The sequence below is a fragment of the Rivularia sp. UHCC 0363 genome (assembly GCF_034931125.1).
Taxonomy (GTDB): Bacteria; Cyanobacteriota; Cyanobacteriia; order Cyanobacteriales; family Nostocaceae; genus Rivularia.
Genome location: NZ_JAYGHM010000023.1, coordinates 6,070 through 25,182, shown reverse-complemented (window position 1 = coordinate 25,182; position 19,113 = coordinate 6,070). Strand labels below are relative to the sequence as shown.

The window sequence follows — 19,113 nt, the reverse complement described above, 5'->3', positions numbered from 1 at the left end:
TATTTTTAATCTATATGATGTCCGAAAAATTAACTATATTAGCTAGTATTTGTAGAATACAAATAAAATAGTTAAATTACGGATAAAAAACCCTTAACCATAAAAATTTTACAAAATGCAAGTATTTGACCTAATACAATTACTGTAATCATGAGAAAGCCCCAAACTGTTAAAGCTTTAGAAGAATTAGGAAGAATCCAACTCTCTAAAAATTTTTTCATGCGAGAATTTCTATATTCAGAAATCTCTCAGATCGAGGGTATACCCAATATTCCAGACGATATTGATTTGGCTGTAGAATCCGGAAGCAATCTCTGTAAGTTTGTGCTAGAGCCAATTCAAGACGTACTCGGTAGAGTTAGCATTCGTTCAGCATACCGTTCTCGTGCAGTTAACGCTAAGGGAGCGGAAAATAAAAATCAGTACAATTGTGCGAGTAATGAATCAAACTATGCCAAACATATCTGGGATGCTTTAGATAAAGATGGGTATATGGGAGCAACAGCGTGTATTATTGTTAATTCATTTTTACCTTATTACACAAAAAGTGAAGATTGGACGGCTTTGGCATGGTGGATACACGATAGTATAGATGCTTACGCAGATATGGTATTTTTTCCAAAGTTTGCAGCCTTTAATATTAGCTGGAGCGAGAATCCGAAACGTTCAAAAAATATTTATAGCTATGTAGAAAATCCCCATACTGGTAAAAAAGGATATTTAACAAAAGAAGGAATGGATAATTTTTCGGGTTCCCATGAGCAGTTTTATCGGGAATTTATTAAGTAGTTTGTATGTTGGCTTCACAGCGCACAAAAAATAATAGGTTTTAATTAAAAGTTTAGATCGCGCCGTAACCCAACATTGCATTATTGATATTATTAAAAATCTCATATCCTCGCGGCGATAATATTGTTTATTTAATACGGTAATGTTGGGTTACGACACGATTAATATTATTGTCGTTACGAGCCAAGTTTGCTTTTCGTGTCTAACCCAACCTACAAGCTATTCTAAGAATTCTTCTACAGTCAATTCGATATCGCTTGCTATCTGCCGTAAAAGTCGGGGAGAAATATCACGTCCTTTATGAAACGGAACTGTAGTTCCTCTACCATCTTTATGACGAAATTGTTTGTGTGAACCCTTTTGACGAACTTCTACAAAACCCAGCTTTTCTAAAATACGTACAACTTCTTGTGGTTTGAGAACAGGTATGTTGCTCATAGTTCATTGAACCACAATCTGCTGCGTACCAACAAAATCCGTCTTAAATACGACTTTTTCATCCTCCAAAAGCATTTCAATTACTTCTCGGAGATTCTCGCGCAATTCGTCTAAAGTTTCTCCTTGGGAATGCGCTCCCGGAAATCCAGGAACATAACCAACGTAAAGATTAGTGTCAGAATCTCGCTCTATAATTGCAGTGAAGACTTTCATAAGTGCGATTATATTTACTTGATTATTATGTCGTTTCGCTTGTTAGTTGTCCATAATAAAAAAAAGAATAATGATTTTCATTTTTAAATTAACAGGACTTACGATATTGTTATAATACCCAGTTGGTGCGTGACACCACAAACAATATTGTTTCGTTCCAAATCACTCAAAGTTGGTAGGTTGGCTTCACGGCGCACAGAAATAGTAGAGGGGGAAGAGAAACAAGAATTAATTATTTTGAATTATTCAAAACTCCTCACTCCTAACTTTCCATGCCCATTGCCATTATTTATCTATAGGTTGAGAAATCGCAATCAATCCCAGTAACCGTAAAGTTGTAAAATTTTGTTAGATATAAAGCGGCTATTAGGTAATCGGCATGACAGCAACTACTCCCAAAGCAACATCGGCTCCCAAGTTTTGCGAAGGTATTCAATATTTTGGGGAAACAAAACCTGATTTTGATAAGTATGGTAAGCAAAGTGCCATACAAGATGGTAAAACCGCTATCAACGGTAGTCAAGACCCAACGGCAGTTTACCAAACTTTACTTTATGCCGATGCTTTACGTTATTTAACATTACAAATTACCGGAAGTAAAGCTTCGGGACATCCTGGTGGTTTTGCATCTCAAGCGGAAGCTTATGCTGCTTTAGTCATGCTGGGTTACAAGAATATTCTGACGGAAGTGGGACACCACGCTCCCGGTTTTTATAGTGCCATGTTTCTTGACCGTTCCCTAGAAGACATGGATATTACCACGGTGGCACAGTTGCGGGAACGTTATCGGGAAAAACACGGTTTGCTGGGACACCTTTCGGGTATGATTCCTGGCATTCTCGCACCTGCTGGTCCTTTAGGTCAAGGTCAGCATTTTGCGATGGCTGCGGCTTATTTAAATCGAGATAAATTATTTCCCTTTACCGTTGGTGATGGAGGTTTAGGGGAGCCTTATATTATGAGTGCGATCGCGCATTTTAATACGGCTTTCCCAAAGATTACTAATTTTCTCCCGGTGTTGGTGTGGAATGGTTACTCTCAGGAACATCACAGCATGGTTTCGCTGAAAACCAATGATGAGATGGGAAATTACTGGGTTGGTAATGGTTTTGAAGAAGTTGTTATTGTTGATGCTAAAGACTTTGACGATCGCAATCAGCCGGGTGACTATGTTGATAGTACCGAATTTTCCTTTGAGAGAAGATTGCTATTTACCAAAGCCGTATTGGAAGGAATTGATAAAGCTGCTAAATCTGCACTTGGTGGCAAACTTACCGTATTTATTATTAAACAACTCAAAGGTGCGGGAGTTCACGCTACTGGTTCCAAATCCCACAACCTTTATCCCAAAGATACTTTAGATGCTGCTCATATGGTAGAAGCCTTGAAAAAACGGGCTTTATCTGTAGAAGCTTGGGAATTAGTGCGGAACAATTGCGATCGCGCTGGTGGTGGCCCTGCTGCAAAGATTGCGGTGACTGAATTTGAGTTACAATTACCTGAGTTGGGTAAATTGCCTTTGGAAGAGTTTCAGGTAGGTGGGGAGCCAAAAGTTTCTACTACCGCGATGGGACTTTTAGTTGGTAAAGTCGGACAAGCTGACAAGAATTTTTTAGTTACCAACGCTGACGGAAACGCCGCATCGGGTATTGGCAATATCAATGAAGCTTTAAAAATTATCCATCCCACCCAAGATGATGATTACAATCAAGCACCACAGGGGCAAGTTTACGAACCTTTGAGCGAAGATGCTTGTGCTGGTTTAGCTGCGGGTTTATGCTTGATGGGGGGACGCAGTTTATGGTGTTCCTACGAATCCTTTGCCATCAACGGTTTACCAATTTGGCAAACTGTAACTCAAGCAATGGCAGAATTACGCCGAGCAACTCCTTCTACAATAACCTTATTTACCGCCGGTGCATTGGAACAGGGACGCAACGGATGGACTCACCAACGCCCGGAAATCGAAGCTTACTTTGCTTCCATGATGCGTAACGGCAATATTTTCCCACTATTCCCCACCGATGCCAACAGTATTCAAGCTTGTTACGAATGGGCTTTGACTACTAAAAATAAAGGAATTGTCATAACTGCGAGCAAATCACCCTTGCCAATTCGTACTACCTTTGAACAAACCCGACAAGCCTTAAAAGATGGTGCGGTGGTGTTGCAAGAAACCGATGGTAACAAGAAAGTTGTCTTTGCAGTCATTGGTGACATGATGTTAAAGCCAGTATACGAAGCAGCCGAACATCTGCAAAGTGAAGGTATAAGCGTAAAAATTGTTTCCATTGTAAACCCCCGTCGTTTATATCGTCCCCACGATACAGCTTGGGATTTATGTTCGCACTCAGACGGTGATTTTATCGATGATGCTAAATTTGCCGAAATATTCGATGGAGATGCCTTGATTGGCATTACTGGTGGTGCTGCGGCGATGTTAGAACCCGTGATGCTGCGGAGTAACTGCAAGCGCGATACCTTTGCATGGAGACGCGGGGAAACCACTGCAAGTGCGGGTGAATTGATGGCATTTAACGGTTTGACAGCCGAAGGTTTGAAAGAAAGAGCGATCGAGTTAGTAGGTTAAGTTTTGTAGTTGCGCTTCAGCACTAATTGAGTTTTTGGTGCTGAAGTAAAACTAAAATTATGAATTATGAATTATGAATTATGTTGATATTAAGCGAAGAAGTAAATGATATATTAGCTTCAAAAGCAACTCTTATCAAATTTTTTGCATTACCCGAAGAACAGCAAATACAAATTATACCAGTCCTCGATGAAGAAAGAAAATATGACTTTCCAGACGGAGATTTAATCACAGATAATGCTTTGGAAATTTTGGTAAATGAGTACAAGGCATCTTTAAACTCAATCTTAATCTGGCTAGACGAGCCACATAATGACAACATTCAAGGTTTGTTTAAAGTTTTTGAGCAAATATTTGAAATAATCAATTTTATAGAGAATCATTATAACGAGGATACTGATAACTCAACTATTTTCAAACTTCCTGAGTGGAGTAAACTTCGCGAGCTTTCCTCCGTTGTGCAAAAAACGTTAAATATTCAGCAAGCTCCAAATACAAATATTCTCAAAAGTTATATAGAATATCGACTCCATCCTTGAAAATTAAACTATCTCTACCACGGCATCGCATTGCTATATAATACATATGCTCTACCATTTCAAAAGCGGTAATAGATGAAAACAGACACCATCTTCTATACTCTGCTGCAAAATCTCCCCAGCGTATTGTTTGAATTACTGCAACAGTCTCCTACACAAGCTTTCCATTACGAATTTTCCTCTGTGGAAATAAAAGAACTTGCACGACGGATTGATGGTTTATTTTTACCCAAACCTGAATACCCACACGATCCAATTTATTTTGTAGAAGTACAATATCAGCGCGATGACGATTTATACTGGCGATTAATTACCGAAGCATTTGTTTATTTGAATCAATACAGACCCGAAAAACCTTGGCAAGCAGTGGTTTTATGGGCAAAACGCAGTCTCGATCCAGGTATACCGATCGCGTATCAAACATCACTATCTCATGGGCAAATTCAAGTAATATATTTGGATGAATTAACCGATACTTCTTCCTCAATCGGGTTAGGAATTATTGGTTTGGTAGTTGCTCCAGAAAACGAAGCAGTACAAGTAGCAAGAAACTTGATCGACAAAGTACAACAAGCAGATGTCACAAACCGTCGTCAGCTTTTAGAATTAGTAGAAAGGATGCTGATTTATAAATTTTCCAATCAAAGTAGACAGGAGTTAGAAGCGATGTTTGGATTAACGGAATGGCGACAAACTAGATTTTATCAGGAAGTTAGAGAAGAAGTTAAAGAGGAAGTGAAGGAAGAGGTTGAACAAAAAACGAAACTCGAAACAATCCCTCGGATGTTAAATATGGGTTTGAGTGTAGAACAAATTGCTGAAGCGCTCGAATTAGAAGTTGAAGTAGTTCGACGAGCTATTAAAAAGCAAAGTGAGGAAGAATCTTAATTTTGATGTAGATTAGTTTATTTGCTTTTACTGTGAAAATTTGTATTTTAAAGATATTAGTTGATAACAAACAAAAGTAGACAGGAGTTATAATTTTCATCAACATTAACGCGATCGCAATTCCCACTCCGGCTTAATTTTAAATTCCACGAAGATTAAATACAAAAACTAAAGTCAGAAGCTAGAAGAATAAACTTCTAAGTTCTGACTTATGTATACTATGCAATTTTTTTAAAAATGAGCAAAATTTAGTTTAATTATTCAGTTAATCAGCATTTACGACTGAACAATTAGGTCCTACGCATTTAACTGTTTTCACCGCTTCAACTTCATTTCTTACAAGCATATTAAATTTAGGTTGCGAAATATAGAGTTGGTAAACTCCTAATAACAACAATACGCTACCTATCTGTATAAATGATGGAGCCAATACAAACCCCATCGCTAAAAGTATTACTCCGGTAAACACTACTGCAATACGATAGACTTCTTCGGCTATCTTCAATCCCAGCCATATAGTACCCAAAGCAAGAATCAATAGCATTAGATAAATTGTAAGCATTTCTATCTCCTAAACTGTATTTACTCATAACCATCTATCGCTCTAATAAGATAACAACTATTCCGGCATTATATAACAGTTGTTTTACAATTCTAAATATCAATCTCTCAAAATTTAAAAAAAATCAATAAACCGCTTTTTAGAGATAATTGTCTTAACATTTATTCTAGTTATTTCTGTTTTAATGTTATTTTAAGTATAACGTCAAGTTGATATAAGTGATTCCAATGCTTTTGGAGTCTTAGTTAATGGGGATCAATCGATTATCAATATTGAAAGCTGCGCGATACCTGCATAATTCATACGTCTTCGACCGAGGTTTACTTTAGAAAGTATATTCATTTGACCGATAAGTTATTGGATATAATTATTTCAGTAATCTCAACATAACTCAAAACTCTAAGTCCGAATACAATCAATAATGGCATCCAGCTATCAGCATCAAGACGAACTAGAAATAGATTTATTGTTTAGAGCAATAAACTACTGCTGCAAATACAAATATCCTTATTGATGAGTCAAAATACCAACCTTAAAATCATTGAAAGTCAAAAAAACGGTATTAATAGCCTTAAAAACCCATTACAGCCCGAAAAACTGAATTATGTACTTTTAATAGTTATAATTTTCATTTTGTGACACATCTAATATTACTAAAAACCAGCTTTGAACATATACTCCTAAAGTAGTATTTATCAATTTGGTTGGCGATAGAGGCAGCATAGCTGAACGCAAATACCAATTGCATAATTAATCATTATTAATAATCAATAAAGTTAATTATCTTTTTATATTTTACTAAATCGCAAAAACTCATAGCAAAGCTACCACACTTGCCGGAGAACCCGAACCGCAGCGCAACCTTAAAACTCCAATAACAAGAATAATTCCAGTCGCGGGTAGCTGTTCCAAATTAGTTAAATTTTCCAATACAATGCGCGGTTGTTCCAACATCAAACGATTGATAGTAAAACCTGTGTCCCGACCCGCATCTACACCGTGGGTATCTATTCCAATCCCAGCAATATTTCTTTCTTGAATTAATAGCTTAGCTGCATCAACCCCAAAACCGGGGAAATGCATCATCCCTCGAACGTCTTGATTAAAAAAAGCTTGTTCGTTGCTCCACCACATTAATTTTGCAGCGTCGCACTACTATGACCCCGCAGAACTTATGTGGTGAACTATTATTACAGAGCCAAGGGAAGCTTGCAGGTAATTTTATTTCCATTACTCCCCCCAACCCTACTCCCTCACCTCAACCGGCATTGGCTTGGTAGACTACTAGAGAAGATCGAGCTTTAATCCAAAATCTAAAATAAATAATCCCCCGAACCCTATATACTCTAAAAGTTCGGGGGTAAGTTCAAATGTTGCAGCAAAAAGTGAATTACTATTTAGGTTAACACCTTATAGCTTAAGCTTTAGCTAAAAAAAGGTTAATTTTTGTTTAAGACACCAGGAAAAATACGGAGCAAATATAATTTGTCCTTGACTGTTGCCGTATACCGCGCAATATTAAGTTATTCTAAAATTGCTCCTCAGAGCATCACCGAACTATACGAATACCGTGTTAAAGATCGTATTTATTGAAATATTACACTTTAATTTTTAAATTCCTATTAGGGTCAAGACCCCTCACTTATATTTGTCTCTGTAGAAATTACTCCTTAAAAAGCTTTTTGGGATAAATAGGAATGCTTTTTCGAGTTTCCTTTTTAGGTATTGGAGCATCGAACCGGGGACGAAATTCAACAACATTGCTTTTAATCGTAATGTCGTAGTTACCAAAAAAGTCGTGTCCTAAAAGTCCATTTTCCAATTCCGAACCGGCGATCGCCACAGCCACTTTTTTGACTTTGACACCACCTGCTTCAATAGAGTCAACGTAGCCGATGGGGAATTCTACAGATTGAGCGCTTGCAGTATTTGCTTTTGCTTTACCAACAGTAGAAACACCAAGCGAGCTAGCCATTTGCTGAGTAATTACAGTCCCGCTGGCTCCCGTATCAACAATCATCTCAAATTGGCGTTTCCCGTTAAAAGTGACATCAATAATTGGTGTACCACCGATACGTCGTTTAATTGGAGCGCGAAATACCATCGCTTGACGGCTGTCTTCTTGAATCGGTACGGCAGCATACACCTGTTTTGTCTCGATGGGTATTTCTACCGTTTGAGGTGTTGGTGGGGGTGGTGCGGGTTGAGGAAGCGGGGGTAATTCCTGCTGTAGGGCGATAGGAGATTGTAAATTCTGCTGCAATATCTTTTGTACCCCTTGAGGAATCTGCATTTTTTTACTTGCGATCGATTCTTTGAGCGGCGGTACTGATACTACTATTTTTTCGGGTTCTGGCTGTTGGGGTTGAGGAAGCGCAACCGATTTTTCCAGAGCATAATCAAAATGGCGCTGGTATTCCTTAACTTTTGCTTTAGCGATCGGGTAGTAGCTGGCTTGAGGCTTAACAGTTTTCATCAAGTTAATGGCATCTTGGTAATAATCAGCCACTAATTTCCAATCTTCTGGAGAATGAGCCGATTGACTGACGCTAAAACCACCTGCGGCTTTGTCCAATGCCATTTCAAAGGAAGTTGGTATAGCTTCTTCATTGGTTTTAGTTGATTGTGCCGAGTTAGGCGAACCCACCACAGGGGAAGCACTCGGCACCGATCGCGGCTGCTGATTAGTCGGAGTTTTGGCAGTTTTTTCTTGGCTACAGGCAGTACTAGCGATAGTTAGTACGCTCCATAGTAAGATCGACGCTGTACGGGAAAACAAAGGCTTAAGCATAATAGTTTTGATTTTACCAAGCCCTTGGGGGCAAAAATCTATTTTCAAGTTTTAATTATTCAACATTCATCAAACACGACTATCTGCCTAATTTTGTGCGATCGTCCAAGCATCTTCAAGCCTAAAAATATAATTCTCCTTCACCTATGCTCTTTTACCTATTTTAATCAGTAGGAAACTTTTGGACTTGTTCGTTGAGTACGAATAGTAATTAGTTCTAAGATCTTTACTGCTCAGTTATATATTTCCTATTTCCTACTCCCTACTCCTTATTCCCGACCTCAACCAAATATTTAATTAATTTTACACAACTACTTATTTGTAATTTACTTATAAAAATAAAAAATTCAAGTAAATTAACTCGTGGGATAATTATGTTTCGCTCCCAATAGCTAATCGTAATCGTTTTATTGCTTATGCCTCTGTTTGACGCAACACCTGCTCTACTTGTCTTAGCGGATGGAACCAGCTATCGCGGTTGGTCTTTTGGTGCTACTGGCACAGCCATCGGCGAAGTTGTTTTTAATACCGGCATGACGGGATATCAAGAAGTAATGACCGACCCTAGTTATTGCGGTCAGATTATTGCTTTTACTTATCCAGAATTAGGAAATACTGGTGTTAATCCTCTTGATGCGGAGTCCGATAAACCACATTTGCGAGCTTGTATCGCTCGTAATATTTGTTATCGACCAAGCAACTGGCGAGCAACTCAATCTTTACCCGATTACTTAAAGCAGCACCAGATACCTGGTATATATGGTATCGATACTCGTGCATTAACTCGTAAAATTCGCAACGTTGGAGCGATGAATGGCGGTGTTTCTACTGAAATACTCGATCCCAGTGAATTACTAGAGCAGGTCAATGCAGCTCCATCGATGAGCGGATTAAATCTGGTAAAAGAAGTAACTACTTCAGAAGTTTACGAATGGTCGGAACCCACAATTCCAGCGTGGGAATTTAATGAGGATTCAACTAACAACGAAAAATTCACCGTTGTAGCCTTGGATTTTGGCGTTAAACGCAATATATTACGCCGTTTAGCAAGCCACGGTTGTCGGGTAATTGTAGTTCCAGCAGATACTCCAACCGAAGAAATTCTCAGACATAACCCAGACGGAATTTTTCTTTCCAACGGACCAGGAGATCCCAGCGCAGTTACCGAAGGAATTGAAACTGCGAAAGCGCTATTAAAATCCGAGAAACCCATATTTGGTATTTGTATGGGACATCAAATTTTGGGTCAAGCCTTGGGGGCGCAAACCTATAAACTTAAATTTGGTCATCGCGGCTTAAATCAACCAGCAGGTTTACACGAACGAATCGAAATCACTTCTCAGAACCACAGCTTTGCCATTGACCCCGATTCACTACCTCATAGCCAAGTAGAAATTAGCCATCTTAATCTGAATGACGGTACCGTCGCTGGAGTCAAACATAAGTCATTACCAGTTTTCTCGGTGCAATATCACCCAGAAGCTTCTCCAGGTCCTCACGATGCAGATTATTTATTTGAGCATTTTGTTCAAGCAATGAGAACATCTCGTCAAGCAATTACTGCTCAAGTAAGGTAAAAATAGAAAAAGTGAGAAATTGGAGAATTGTCAGACTTTGATGATCTCACTCCCCTTATCTTTTAGAACAGGGGTTAAAGTAGACAACAGACACAAAAAACATCTATACTTGAGCGTTTGCTTTCACCATGAGGAGGGAATTATTGCTGAACCACTAAATCTAACCGTTAGCCTGCGAGGCACTCGCGAAGTCAGGGATAACTGTCAGCTATTTCGCCTCACAGGTTTGTTAGACGCATTTTCAGAGCCGACATTTCGTAAGGTACTGAGTACTAAAATTGATGAAGGTCCCAAACACGTTATTTTAGATCTTTCGCAAATTGACTTTGTGGATAGTTCTGGTTTGGGAGCTTTGGTTCAATTAGCCAAGCAGTCTCAAAACACCAAAGGTACCTTTCAAATCGTCACTAACGCTCGCGTTACTCAGACAGTCAAGCTCGTCCGCTTGGAAAAGTTTCTTGCCTTACAAACTTCAGTTGATCAGGCTTTAGAAAACACCAAGTCTTCTTGACGGTCAAAAAATAAGCTATCCGATATTTAAATTTGGATAGCTTAATTTTTATTTAGTTAAAAACCAGCAGACAGTTATTATATTTTTATATTTGACACTGGTATCATCAAGTTCAATATTTTCCAATAGGTATATATGATTATTGATATGAACTATAACTTTTAAAATATCTTTCCAATTCACATAGTTTGAAATTGGTATAGAATTAGGATGAAATTGATAGAATTAATTTATTTATACTGACAGAATATTTTCGATTGGCAAGAATATTGTTAATAAAAGTTAAAATAAGTGCGATCGCTCGGAAGTAACAAGTTAAAACGATTAAAATTATCAAGAACTTTTGTAACAATAACGGCAATAATTACTAACCAGTACGACAATAACGAACGAGTAGTAACTAATTTTTTTTAAAGTCATCATAAGTAAGATAATTATTAACCGTATCAGGAATGATTAAGTTGTGAAATCCAAGGAGGAAGATCTTTTAAATTCAGGTTGTGAAAATGTCCGCAAGGATTCATTTGATTTATATGGATCGAGATCAAATGCAGAACAGTTTTTACCTCAACTTTCTGTATCGCAACTACGGCAGCTTTCTCCTACTGCTCTTGCCTATTTAGGCGATGCAGTTTACGAACTGTATATTAGAAGATATTACTTGCTACCACCCCGACGGGTAGAAAATTATCATCTTTTGGTAGTGTCACAAGTAAGAGCCGAAAAGCAAGCGAAAATGTTAAACTTACTCATTCCGCATCTTAACAACAATGAATTAGAAATTGTCCGCAGGGGTCGTAACGCCGCCACAGGTCGTCCCAAGCGTGTAGATCCTCAAACATACCGACAAGCCACCAGTCTAGAAACTTTGATTGGCTATTTATATCTCACCGATACCGAACGATTGAGCGAACTTCTGCAAAAACTCATCATAGAATAGAGTCGTAGCAGAATATATGACTCTTGAATGTCCATAATGGACAATGTTCGGTAAAAAAATGTGAGAGAAGATACCCTACATCTTAGCTCTACCAAATAACCATATGATAGACAAACCAAGAAAAATCAAAATTAATGTTAATGACGAAAATCGCCCACAACCTTTAAAACTAAAAGGTAAGCGTTTTTCATCTCTACCTAATGGTACTAGAGATAGAGATCGTAGTTCTATAATTGATAAGCCTCGTCAAAATAGTTCTAATTTTGAATCTCCATCATCTACAGAAGAATCAGAAAATAGCGATTTAATTTACGGTCGTCATCCAGTTTTGAGTACTTTGGAAAACCAAGGTCGTCTCAATCGAGTTTGGATTACTTCCCGTTTGCGCTACGATCGCCGTTTCCACGATCTGCTTTTGCAAGCCAAAGGGAATGGGACAGTAATAGATGAAGTTGAACCCAGCCGCTTAGACCAAATTACTAAAAATGCTAATCATCAGGGAGTAGCTGCACAAATTGCTCCTTACGACTATTTTGACTTGGACGATTTGATCGAAAAAGCTTTGGCTGCCACTGATACCCCAGTAATAGTTGTGGCTGACGGAATTACCGATCCCCACAATTTAGGAGCAATCATTCGTACAGCCGAGTCAATTGGGGCCCAAGGTTTAGTAATTCCACAGCGTAGAGCAGTTGGTATTACCTCTACAGTCATGAAGGTAGCCACTGGTGCTTTAGATAATTTTGCTGTGGCTAGAGTAGTTAATCTCAGTCGTGCTTTAGAAGATTTGAAAACTGCTGGTTTTTGGATTTATGGTACTGCTAGTTCTTCTAGCCAGCCGATACATACAGTAAATTTTAAGGGTTCCCCAATTGCTTTAGTTATTGGTTCTGAAGGTGATGGTTTGGGTATGCTGACACAAAAATGCTGCGATGCTTTAGTGTCAATTCCCTTGAAAGGCAAAACTCCTAGCCTCAACGCTTCAGTTGCGGCTGGTATGGTACTGTACGAAATTTATCGTCAGCGCTGGAATGATACGCTTTACTTAGAAAATTTGTCAAAAACCCCTTCCAAAAACCGTATATAAAAGAGTATAAAGAAGTGTGAAGGGAAAAACCGTCAGTATAGCTCTTTAATACCTACTATCAACTTTAGTAATTAGCAACAACCATGAACACAATTGGAAATGCTTTCAAAGAATTTGCTACGAACATTTTTGATAACTTTGGCTTGGCTTGGTGGGTAGAGATTGCTACTCAAAATCCTAAGTGTACTTATTATTTCGGTCCGTTTCTAGATGGTACGGAAGCTAAAGCTTCTGTGAAGGGTTACGTAGAAGACCTGGAACTAGAAGGAGCGCAGGGTATTAAAGTTGATGTTAAGCGTTGTAAACCAAAAGTTTTAACTATCTCTGAAGACTTGGGGGAATGGTTTGACCGCAAAGTAAAGCCTGTCTTTAGCGGTCAAATGTAATTAAAAGCTTTCAGCATTCAGGTTTTTGAAGTTTCGCTGAAAGCTTTCTCTATCAGGCACCGTTTTCTAAAAAAAATGAAGCATAAGGTATGAATAATCGATTTTGGCTTGACTTTTGTTATACTTTGTGTTTCATTATTTCGATATTATAGTTTTATACTTGTTCTCAGACTTACTTGTTCCCAGGCTCTGCCTGGGAATACATTGCATGAGGCTCTGCCTCTTATTAGGACTGGAGGCAGAGCCTCTAGAACTGCATTCCCAGGTAGAACCTGGGAACGAGAAAACGAGAAACCACAAATCCAAAATCTAAAATCTAAAATTGTATATGCGGATTATCCTTCAACCAACAGTCAATATCGCTTAATACTTGATGGGGAATTTCCCACGGGAACAGATGAGCGGTGTTTGGATAACGATGCAGTTGAGAATTTGGTAGGTGTTGAAAAGTTTCCAAACTGCTTTCAAATGTGATGTGCCTATCTTCCGTACCCGCGAGAACTAAGGAGGGACATTGAATTTGGCTTAAGTCGTCAACTTTGTTGTATCCGGCTCTGATTGCGGAATAAAGAGCGCGAGTTGAATAGTTGGAAGTTTGGAAGTAAGCCGGTATGGCACATGAGGCAATATAGCTGTAAGCAGTAGGGGTATGTTGTTGAATTAAGTAGCGAAAAAGAGAACGCTTGCCAAAGGTATCAATATTCCACTCCCAATTGGGATTTACTAAACTTAAAAGAGCAGCAATACCTGTATAGAGATTGTCTTGCCATGAAATGGGTGGATGATTACCGCGAGGTCTTGCCGCTGTAGCTACCAAAATCAACCCATTTACGCGCTGTGGGAGTCGCCGCGCTAGTTCCATAGCTAAAATGCCGCCCAAAGACCATCCCAATACCAAGCATTTTTCAATTTGAAAGCGGTTTAAAAGAGCTTCTAAGTCGCTTAAATGGTCATTCATCTCAAAATTTTCATAGCAGCGGCTTTTACCGTATCCACGTAAATCTGGAGCGATAGTTTGAAAGCGCTTTGATAAACTATCGGTAAATACAGAAAGACTCGAACCCGAACCGGGATGTCCGTGTAAGCAGAGAATCGGGAAGCCTTGACCTTGAGTATAAACGTTGAGGTGCATCGGGGAAGGAGTTAGGAGTTAGGAGTTAGGAGTTAGGAGTTAGGAATTAGGAGTTAGCAGTTAGCAGTTAGAAATTAGGAGTTAGACTTTTAGTTGGTAATTAAACTGAGTTTTCTTGATATCCTCCAGCGTAGGTGATAACGCACATCTGCCTGTAGGTGGTGTGAATTCCAAAAGCAACACCCGATACTTTAAAATCGGGGTTAAACATATTTACTCGATGACCGCGATCGCTAACTCCATCATCAATAATTAACTGCATGACAATATCCCTTGCGGTATGGGAACCGTAGCTGATATTTTCACCTGCTGTAACTTGCCATTTTCCGTAGCGATTCAAACGTTTAAAAGGGTCGCTATTATCGCTACCGTTATGACCGACGATACCTTTAGGGCCTTGATCTTTAACATGATCCTTGGCTGCTAAAGACATTCCTTTGGAAGCAGTTAAAGGAGGTGCGGGAGCAACTGTTTTTAGATAGTTAATAGCTTCATCAACGGCAGGAACACCTTCTTGAGTGATCAAATAAACATTTTGAGAAATTTTGACCCGTTTACCTTCAAAGCGTTTTCTATAGTCTTCTAATATAGCAGCATAAGCTTTTGGATTTGTCCGAGCCTGATTCATTTCAGCAATTACTCGTTGTTCCAAAGGTGAATGATAAGAGCGCGTCACGGATTCAGTGGTTTGTAAGGGAGTTTCCGGCACTGGAGATATTGGTTGAGTGATTTCGACAGAAGAACATCCAGCAAGTAGGCTAAGAGCTACCCAATAAAGCATCCGACGCATCAACATCATATGGGACAGTGAAGTATAAGTATCGTAGATATATCTAGATTCACGATGTTAGCATCAGTTTCCCGATCGCGACATCATATATTTATTACTATGTTGAATTACTTACGAGCAAATAACGTAAAAAACCCGATTTATTAAATAAATCAGGTTGAGATCAAAATTACTTCAATCAGGAAAGTTTAATATTTCAGAGGTAAGTCAAATAGACTACAAATTAATATTCACCGTATAGGAGTTTAGATCAATTACTCATTACCAATTGCTCGACTTTAGAAAGAAACTCATGTTCCAAATAAGGCTTGGTTAAATAAGCATTTGCGCCTAATGCTTCCGCAAGCTGACGATGTTTTTCCGCACTCCGAGAAGTCAAAACAATTACGGGTACATTGGCTAAGTCCGTACTTTGACGTAGGTTGCTTAATAATTCAAACCCATTCATTCGGGGCATTTCTAAATCAGAAATCACTAAATCAACTTTAGAATAGTGCTGTAGTTTTTCTAACGCTTCTACTCCATTTTGGGCTTGTATCACCTTATAACCGTATTTTTGTAAAGTTAATGAAATAGTTTGACGCAAACTAATCGCATCATCTACTACTAAAACTACTTTTGAAGATTTGACTGAATTCCCGGAAGTAATTTGAAGATTATTTGTAGATTTAGAAGCAGTAAGTAGCGCTTTAGATGCAACAATTTCTCCGGACATTTGTAAAGTCTTATGTGCAGAACCCGCTGACGGTAATACCATATAATCAATTGATGCCTGCATTTCGCCCACTGATGGTAACAAAGTACCATCAATCACTAGGATTAAATTCCCATTAGCCAAACTACTACAACCGTAAACATATTTTGGTGGAGCAATTGCTTGACCTAAAGGTCTAACTACCAATTCTTGCTCGCCGATTATTTGGTCAATTTCTAAACCTAAAATTTGGTCATTGCTACGTAGTAATAAGATGGGATTTACAGTTTTGTCCGTATTATTAATTATAGATTGATGATGTAATGTATTTTCAGTGTTGAACGAGCGATGATATTGCATTAAATCTGAAAAGTTGAGCAGATTTACCATGCGTTCTTCCTTACCTGTATTCCAGTAAAGAACTTTTTTGTTTTCAAACTGTTTAATTTGGTCGGGAGATGGAAGCAATATTTTGGCAATACTGTCTAATAACAGTGCGTAAGCAGCACCTCCCGTTTGAACTATCATTAACTTTTCAGTAGTCATAGAAAAAGGAATTTTTAATACAAATGTTGTTCCTTGCTGGGGTTGTGAGTAAACTGCGATCGAACCGTTGAGCGATCGCAATTGAGCGCGGACAATATCTAACCCAATACCCCGTCCGGAAATATCGCTAACTTTACCAGCAGTCGAAAATCCTGGAGCAAATAAACAATTTAGTAATTCTTCTTCCATCAAGTTTGAATCGTACTGATTAAATTGTTGATCTTGATGTAAAAATCCTAATTCAATTGCTTTATTGCGAATTTTCTCAAAATTCAATCCTCCACCATCATCTCGAACTTCGATGACAGTCTGAGAACCTCGATTGTAAGCACAAATTTCGATTAAACCTTGCTCTGATTTACCGCGATCGCGACGAACTTCTGCTGATTCAATCCCATGATCGTAGGAGTTACGCACCAAATGCAATAATGGCTCGTAAAGCTTTTCAGCAATTGCTTTATCTACCAAAACGGAACCACCACTCAGCCGCAATTCAACATTTTTACCGTGAACGTTACTGAGATTTTGCACCATTTGAGGGAAACGATTCAAAATATTACCTAGAGGTAACATTCTTGCTTCGACCAAATTATCAATAATACCAAGCGTTAATCGCTGTTTTTTATCGTGAATTTGACTAGATTGCTGAATAATTACATCTGCTGATTCTAAAATTTCCTGTAATTGGATTGCTTGTTCGGTAGCTTCGTGCAGTCCTAAATGAAACTCAGTGTAGTCATCCATTTCTAGAGAATCAAAGTCCACAAAGCCAACATTTAAGGTCTTTAGCGATACTGCTTTTTGAGACTGTAAAGGTAATTCCCGTAATTCTTCTAAAGTTTGTTGATGTTTTTGTAGCTTTTCGGATAGCTGCTTAATTGTTTGTTTAAGCTGTTCATCCTGGGAAGTCCGACGCTTTTGATAAATTAGCAATTCACCTGCTAAATAATTAAGCCGCTGTAAACTTTCTACATCTACACGTACAAATGTTGGTAATTTAGAATTTCTAGCAGTCGTTGGTGATTTTTCTGCTATTTTATGTTCAGTTTGGGCTATTGAATTAGTCGCAAGTTGAATAATTGTCTTAGGATCTTCATCTATATGATTATCATGGACTATTGGTAATGATTTGGAGTTAGTAAGTCCATTTTCTAAGCCATCTTCAAATCTAGTTGCTGTATCTTCAGTAATATCATTATTGATATTAGAATTTACTTCTTCTCCCCAGATTGCTTCTACAATATTTTCATCTTGATTTAGAGCAATTACCGGAGAATTTTGTTTAATTTCCAATAATTTTTTTAATTTGGGACTATCAAGCCAATTTTTTTCTTTAACGATCACGGGAGAATATTTTTTATACTCTTTTGCAATATCAGAAATTTTTATTTGTAAAGTTTCAATTACTGAAAAATCATCTAAATTATTTTGATAGTATTTAAATTTGGCTACTGCTAAAAGTACAGTTAAAACACCACCAAGACGATAGAGGCAGAGGTTAGTACTATCCGAATCATCTTGCAAGTATTCCAGAAACTCTTGCAGCCAGTTTTCTATATATTCCATAGATTTTTCAACATTGTTCTTAGGAATAAGTAGATGTAACCCAAGGTTTTCTTCCGGAATATCTAACTCATTGTTAAACCAACCTAAAAGACATCGAATTACTTTTAAATTAAATTTTGCAGATTTCGGCTTCAGGGGTTCGTTATCGATATTCCCTTTTGTAAAAAATTCGTATAATTGTTCGATCTCGCTTTTAAAAGATGTAGAAAAAGATTCAGTTTTTAATAATTCATTTTGTGATAGAGATAAATCATCCGTCTCATCCTGAGAACTAATTGCTCCAGGTAATGAAAAAGCAAGTAAAGCTTGTGAAGGTTCTCCACCACGTTCGCGATCGCCATCTAAAACTGCTTTCCGTGCTTGCTGTAAATCGCGATTAGCAATTTTAGCAATTTCCAAGGCTTGAGAGGGATTAGCCTCTAATCCAGCAATAATCGCTTGAGTTATTTGACCGAATCCAGGTAAATTTAAAGACTCAGACAATCCAGTAAAAACTTCAGCTTGAGTACGTAAAAAAGTAGCAACTTCGGCAGTCGCGGGAGGATTTTTGAGTAATTCTTGAATACTATCTATCCGTTGAGTTACACCTGTTTCAAAAATTGATAAGACGATATCAAAACCCAACTCCTCAGAAGTAGGAATATGAGCTTCAGCACCAAACGCATCACCGAGTTTTTCCTGTAAATGTGTGAATACCGAAGCAGCCCGCTGCATCAACTCATCATCATCAATTTTAGTCCCCGTCATTTCCGAAGTTAAGCACAATTGTAAACACTCAAAAGCCTGTAAAAGTAAAGAGTGCAAATGAGAATCAATTTCTACTTCCGGATTATATAAAGCCTTAAAAACATCTTCTAAAGAATGAGCTATTTTAGTAATTGATTCTAATTCAACATTTGCAGCACCACCTTTAAGCGTGTGAGTAGCTCGCATCAAATTATGTACTTTATTAGTACTTCGCTCCTCAACCAAACTAAAAAGTTCTTGCTCAATAGTTTGCAGCAATTCTGGAGCTTCGCTAAGAAAATAAATATATCCTTGTTCGCGGATCGAAGAGTCGGTGATCATGATGTG

At 38.2% G+C, this 19,113-nt stretch carries 17 protein-coding genes; 9 read left to right on the top strand and 8 right to left on the bottom strand.

Features of this window, described 5'->3' with window-relative positions; all coding sequences use genetic code 11:
* Positions 1-150 precede the first annotated feature (150 nt).
* The gene (locus VB797_RS14740) at positions 151-789 is read left to right on the top strand and encodes a peptidase M15 (protein ID WP_323238443.1); all 639 of its coding nucleotides are present in this window, start codon (positions 151-153) and stop codon (positions 787-789) included.
* 219 nt (positions 790-1,008) lie between these two features.
* On the opposite strand, the gene VB797_RS14735 is transcribed toward VB797_RS14740, so the two are convergent.
* Both VB797_RS14735 and VB797_RS14730 read right to left on the bottom strand, forming a co-directional pair.
* On the bottom strand, positions 1,009-1,227 hold the full coding sequence (locus VB797_RS14735; RefSeq protein WP_323238442.1) for a type II toxin-antitoxin system HicA family toxin: 219 nt from the start codon (positions 1,225-1,227) through the stop codon (positions 1,009-1,011).
* 3 nt (positions 1,228-1,230) lie between these two features.
* The gene (locus VB797_RS14730) at positions 1,231-1,440 is read right to left on the bottom strand and encodes a type II toxin-antitoxin system HicB family antitoxin (RefSeq protein ID WP_323238441.1); all 210 of its coding nucleotides are present in this window, start codon (positions 1,438-1,440) and stop codon (positions 1,231-1,233) included.
* A 379-nt stretch (positions 1,441-1,819) separates the two neighbouring features.
* On the opposite strand from VB797_RS14730, the gene VB797_RS14725 reads away from it, so the two are divergent.
* The 3 genes from VB797_RS14725 to VB797_RS14715 all read left to right on the top strand — a co-directional run bounded on the left by VB797_RS14725 (position 1,820) and on the right by VB797_RS14715 (position 5,457).
* Positions 1,820-4,030, top strand: a complete 2,211-nt coding sequence (locus VB797_RS14725; protein ID WP_323238440.1) for a phosphoketolase — start codon at positions 1,820-1,822, stop codon at positions 4,028-4,030.
* A gap of 80 nt (positions 4,031-4,110) precedes the next feature.
* Positions 4,111-4,569, top strand: a complete 459-nt coding sequence (locus VB797_RS14720; RefSeq protein WP_323238439.1) for a hypothetical protein — start codon at positions 4,111-4,113, stop codon at positions 4,567-4,569.
* 75 nt (positions 4,570-4,644) lie between these two features.
* Entirely contained in the window at positions 4,645-5,457 is an 813-nt protein-coding gene (locus tag VB797_RS14715) for an Rpn family recombination-promoting nuclease/putative transposase (protein ID WP_323238438.1), read from the top strand.
* A 265-nt stretch (positions 5,458-5,722) separates the two neighbouring features.
* Here the strand turns inward: VB797_RS14715 and VB797_RS14710 are convergent, their stop codons facing one another.
* The 3 genes from VB797_RS14710 to VB797_RS14700 form a co-directional block, all read right to left on the bottom strand.
* Positions 5,723-6,001: a hypothetical protein gene (locus tag VB797_RS14710; RefSeq protein WP_323238437.1), complete on the bottom strand. Its 279-nt coding sequence runs from the start codon at positions 5,999-6,001 to the stop codon at positions 5,723-5,725.
* Between the two features lie 831 nt (positions 6,002-6,832).
* Entirely contained in the window at positions 6,833-7,153 is a 321-nt protein-coding gene (locus VB797_RS14705) for a cyclase family protein (RefSeq protein WP_323238436.1), read from the bottom strand.
* Positions 7,154-7,682: 529 nt separating this feature from the next.
* The gene (locus VB797_RS14700) at positions 7,683-8,810 is read right to left on the bottom strand and encodes a retropepsin-like aspartic protease (protein ID WP_323238435.1); all 1,128 of its coding nucleotides are present in this window, start codon (positions 8,808-8,810) and stop codon (positions 7,683-7,685) included.
* A 416-nt stretch (positions 8,811-9,226) separates the two neighbouring features.
* Between VB797_RS14700 and carA the strand changes: the two genes are divergently transcribed.
* The 5 genes from carA to VB797_RS14675 all read left to right on the top strand — a co-directional run bounded on the left by carA (position 9,227) and on the right by VB797_RS14675 (position 13,311).
* Positions 9,227-10,387 (top strand): glutamine-hydrolyzing carbamoyl-phosphate synthase small subunit, encoded by a 1,161-nt coding sequence (gene carA, locus VB797_RS14695; protein WP_323238434.1) that lies wholly within the window; start codon positions 9,227-9,229, stop codon positions 10,385-10,387.
* A 109-nt stretch (positions 10,388-10,496) separates the two neighbouring features.
* A complete protein-coding gene (locus VB797_RS14690) occupies positions 10,497-10,898 on the top strand; it encodes an STAS domain-containing protein (protein ID WP_323238500.1) in 402 nt (133 codons plus the stop codon).
* A gap of 463 nt (positions 10,899-11,361) precedes the next feature.
* A complete protein-coding gene (locus tag VB797_RS14685) occupies positions 11,362-11,838 on the top strand; it encodes a Mini-ribonuclease 3 (RefSeq protein ID WP_323238433.1) in 477 nt (158 codons plus the stop codon).
* 103 nt (positions 11,839-11,941) lie between these two features.
* Positions 11,942-12,925, top strand: a complete 984-nt coding sequence (rlmB, locus tag VB797_RS14680; RefSeq protein WP_323238432.1) for a 23S rRNA (guanosine(2251)-2'-O)-methyltransferase RlmB — start codon at positions 11,942-11,944, stop codon at positions 12,923-12,925.
* A gap of 83 nt (positions 12,926-13,008) precedes the next feature.
* Positions 13,009-13,311 (top strand): DUF1816 domain-containing protein, encoded by a 303-nt coding sequence (locus VB797_RS14675; protein ID WP_323238431.1) that lies wholly within the window; start codon positions 13,009-13,011, stop codon positions 13,309-13,311.
* 316 nt (positions 13,312-13,627) lie between these two features.
* Here the strand turns inward: VB797_RS14675 and VB797_RS14670 are convergent, their stop codons facing one another.
* The 3 genes from VB797_RS14670 to VB797_RS14660 form a co-directional block, all read right to left on the bottom strand.
* Positions 13,628-14,443: an alpha/beta hydrolase gene (locus VB797_RS14670; protein WP_323238430.1), complete on the bottom strand. Its 816-nt coding sequence runs from the start codon at positions 14,441-14,443 to the stop codon at positions 13,628-13,630.
* A gap of 100 nt (positions 14,444-14,543) precedes the next feature.
* On the bottom strand, positions 14,544-15,233 hold the full coding sequence (locus tag VB797_RS14665; RefSeq protein WP_323238499.1) for a CAP domain-containing protein: 690 nt from the start codon (positions 15,231-15,233) through the stop codon (positions 14,544-14,546).
* Positions 15,234-15,483: 250 nt separating this feature from the next.
* Entirely contained in the window at positions 15,484-19,107 is a 3,624-nt protein-coding gene (locus VB797_RS14660; RefSeq protein WP_323238498.1) for a hybrid sensor histidine kinase/response regulator, read from the bottom strand.
* Positions 19,108-19,113 lie beyond the last annotated feature (6 nt).

What these genes read in the sequence shown, in the direction of transcription:
- VB797_RS14700 (WP_323238435.1), bottom strand. Translation starts at nt 8,810, where the DNA reads ATGCTTAAGCCTTTGTTTTCCCGTACAGCGTCGATCTTACTATGGAGC.
- VB797_RS14740 (WP_323238443.1), top strand. Translation starts at nt 151, where the DNA reads ATGAGAAAGCCCCAAACTGTTAAAGCTTTAGAAGAATTAGGAAGAATC.
- VB797_RS14735 (WP_323238442.1), bottom strand. Translation starts at nt 1,227, where the DNA reads ATGAGCAACATACCTGTTCTCAAACCACAAGAAGTTGTACGTATTTTA.
- VB797_RS14710 (WP_323238437.1), bottom strand. Translation starts at nt 6,001, where the DNA reads ATGCTATTGATTCTTGCTTTGGGTACTATATGGCTGGGATTGAAGATA.
- VB797_RS14660 (WP_323238498.1), bottom strand. Translation starts at nt 19,107, where the DNA reads ATGATCACCGACTCTTCGATCCGCGAACAAGGATATATTTATTTTCTT.
- carA (WP_323238434.1), top strand. Translation starts at nt 9,227, where the DNA reads ATGCCTCTGTTTGACGCAACACCTGCTCTACTTGTCTTAGCGGATGGA.
- VB797_RS14665 (WP_323238499.1), bottom strand. Translation starts at nt 15,233, where the DNA reads ATGCGTCGGATGCTTTATTGGGTAGCTCTTAGCCTACTTGCTGGATGT.
- rlmB (WP_323238432.1), top strand. Translation starts at nt 11,942, where the DNA reads ATGATAGACAAACCAAGAAAAATCAAAATTAATGTTAATGACGAAAAT.
- VB797_RS14725 (WP_323238440.1), top strand. Translation starts at nt 1,820, where the DNA reads ATGACAGCAACTACTCCCAAAGCAACATCGGCTCCCAAGTTTTGCGAA.
- VB797_RS14730 (WP_323238441.1), bottom strand. Translation starts at nt 1,440, where the DNA reads ATGAAAGTCTTCACTGCAATTATAGAGCGAGATTCTGACACTAATCTT.
- VB797_RS14715 (WP_323238438.1), top strand. Translation starts at nt 4,645, where the DNA reads ATGAAAACAGACACCATCTTCTATACTCTGCTGCAAAATCTCCCCAGC.
- VB797_RS14675 (WP_323238431.1), top strand. Translation starts at nt 13,009, where the DNA reads ATGAACACAATTGGAAATGCTTTCAAAGAATTTGCTACGAACATTTTT.
- VB797_RS14705 (WP_323238436.1), bottom strand. Translation starts at nt 7,153, where the DNA reads ATGTGGTGGAGCAACGAACAAGCTTTTTTTAATCAAGACGTTCGAGGG.
- VB797_RS14720 (WP_323238439.1), top strand. Translation starts at nt 4,111, where the DNA reads ATGTTGATATTAAGCGAAGAAGTAAATGATATATTAGCTTCAAAAGCA.
- VB797_RS14670 (WP_323238430.1), bottom strand. Translation starts at nt 14,443, where the DNA reads ATGCACCTCAACGTTTATACTCAAGGTCAAGGCTTCCCGATTCTCTGC.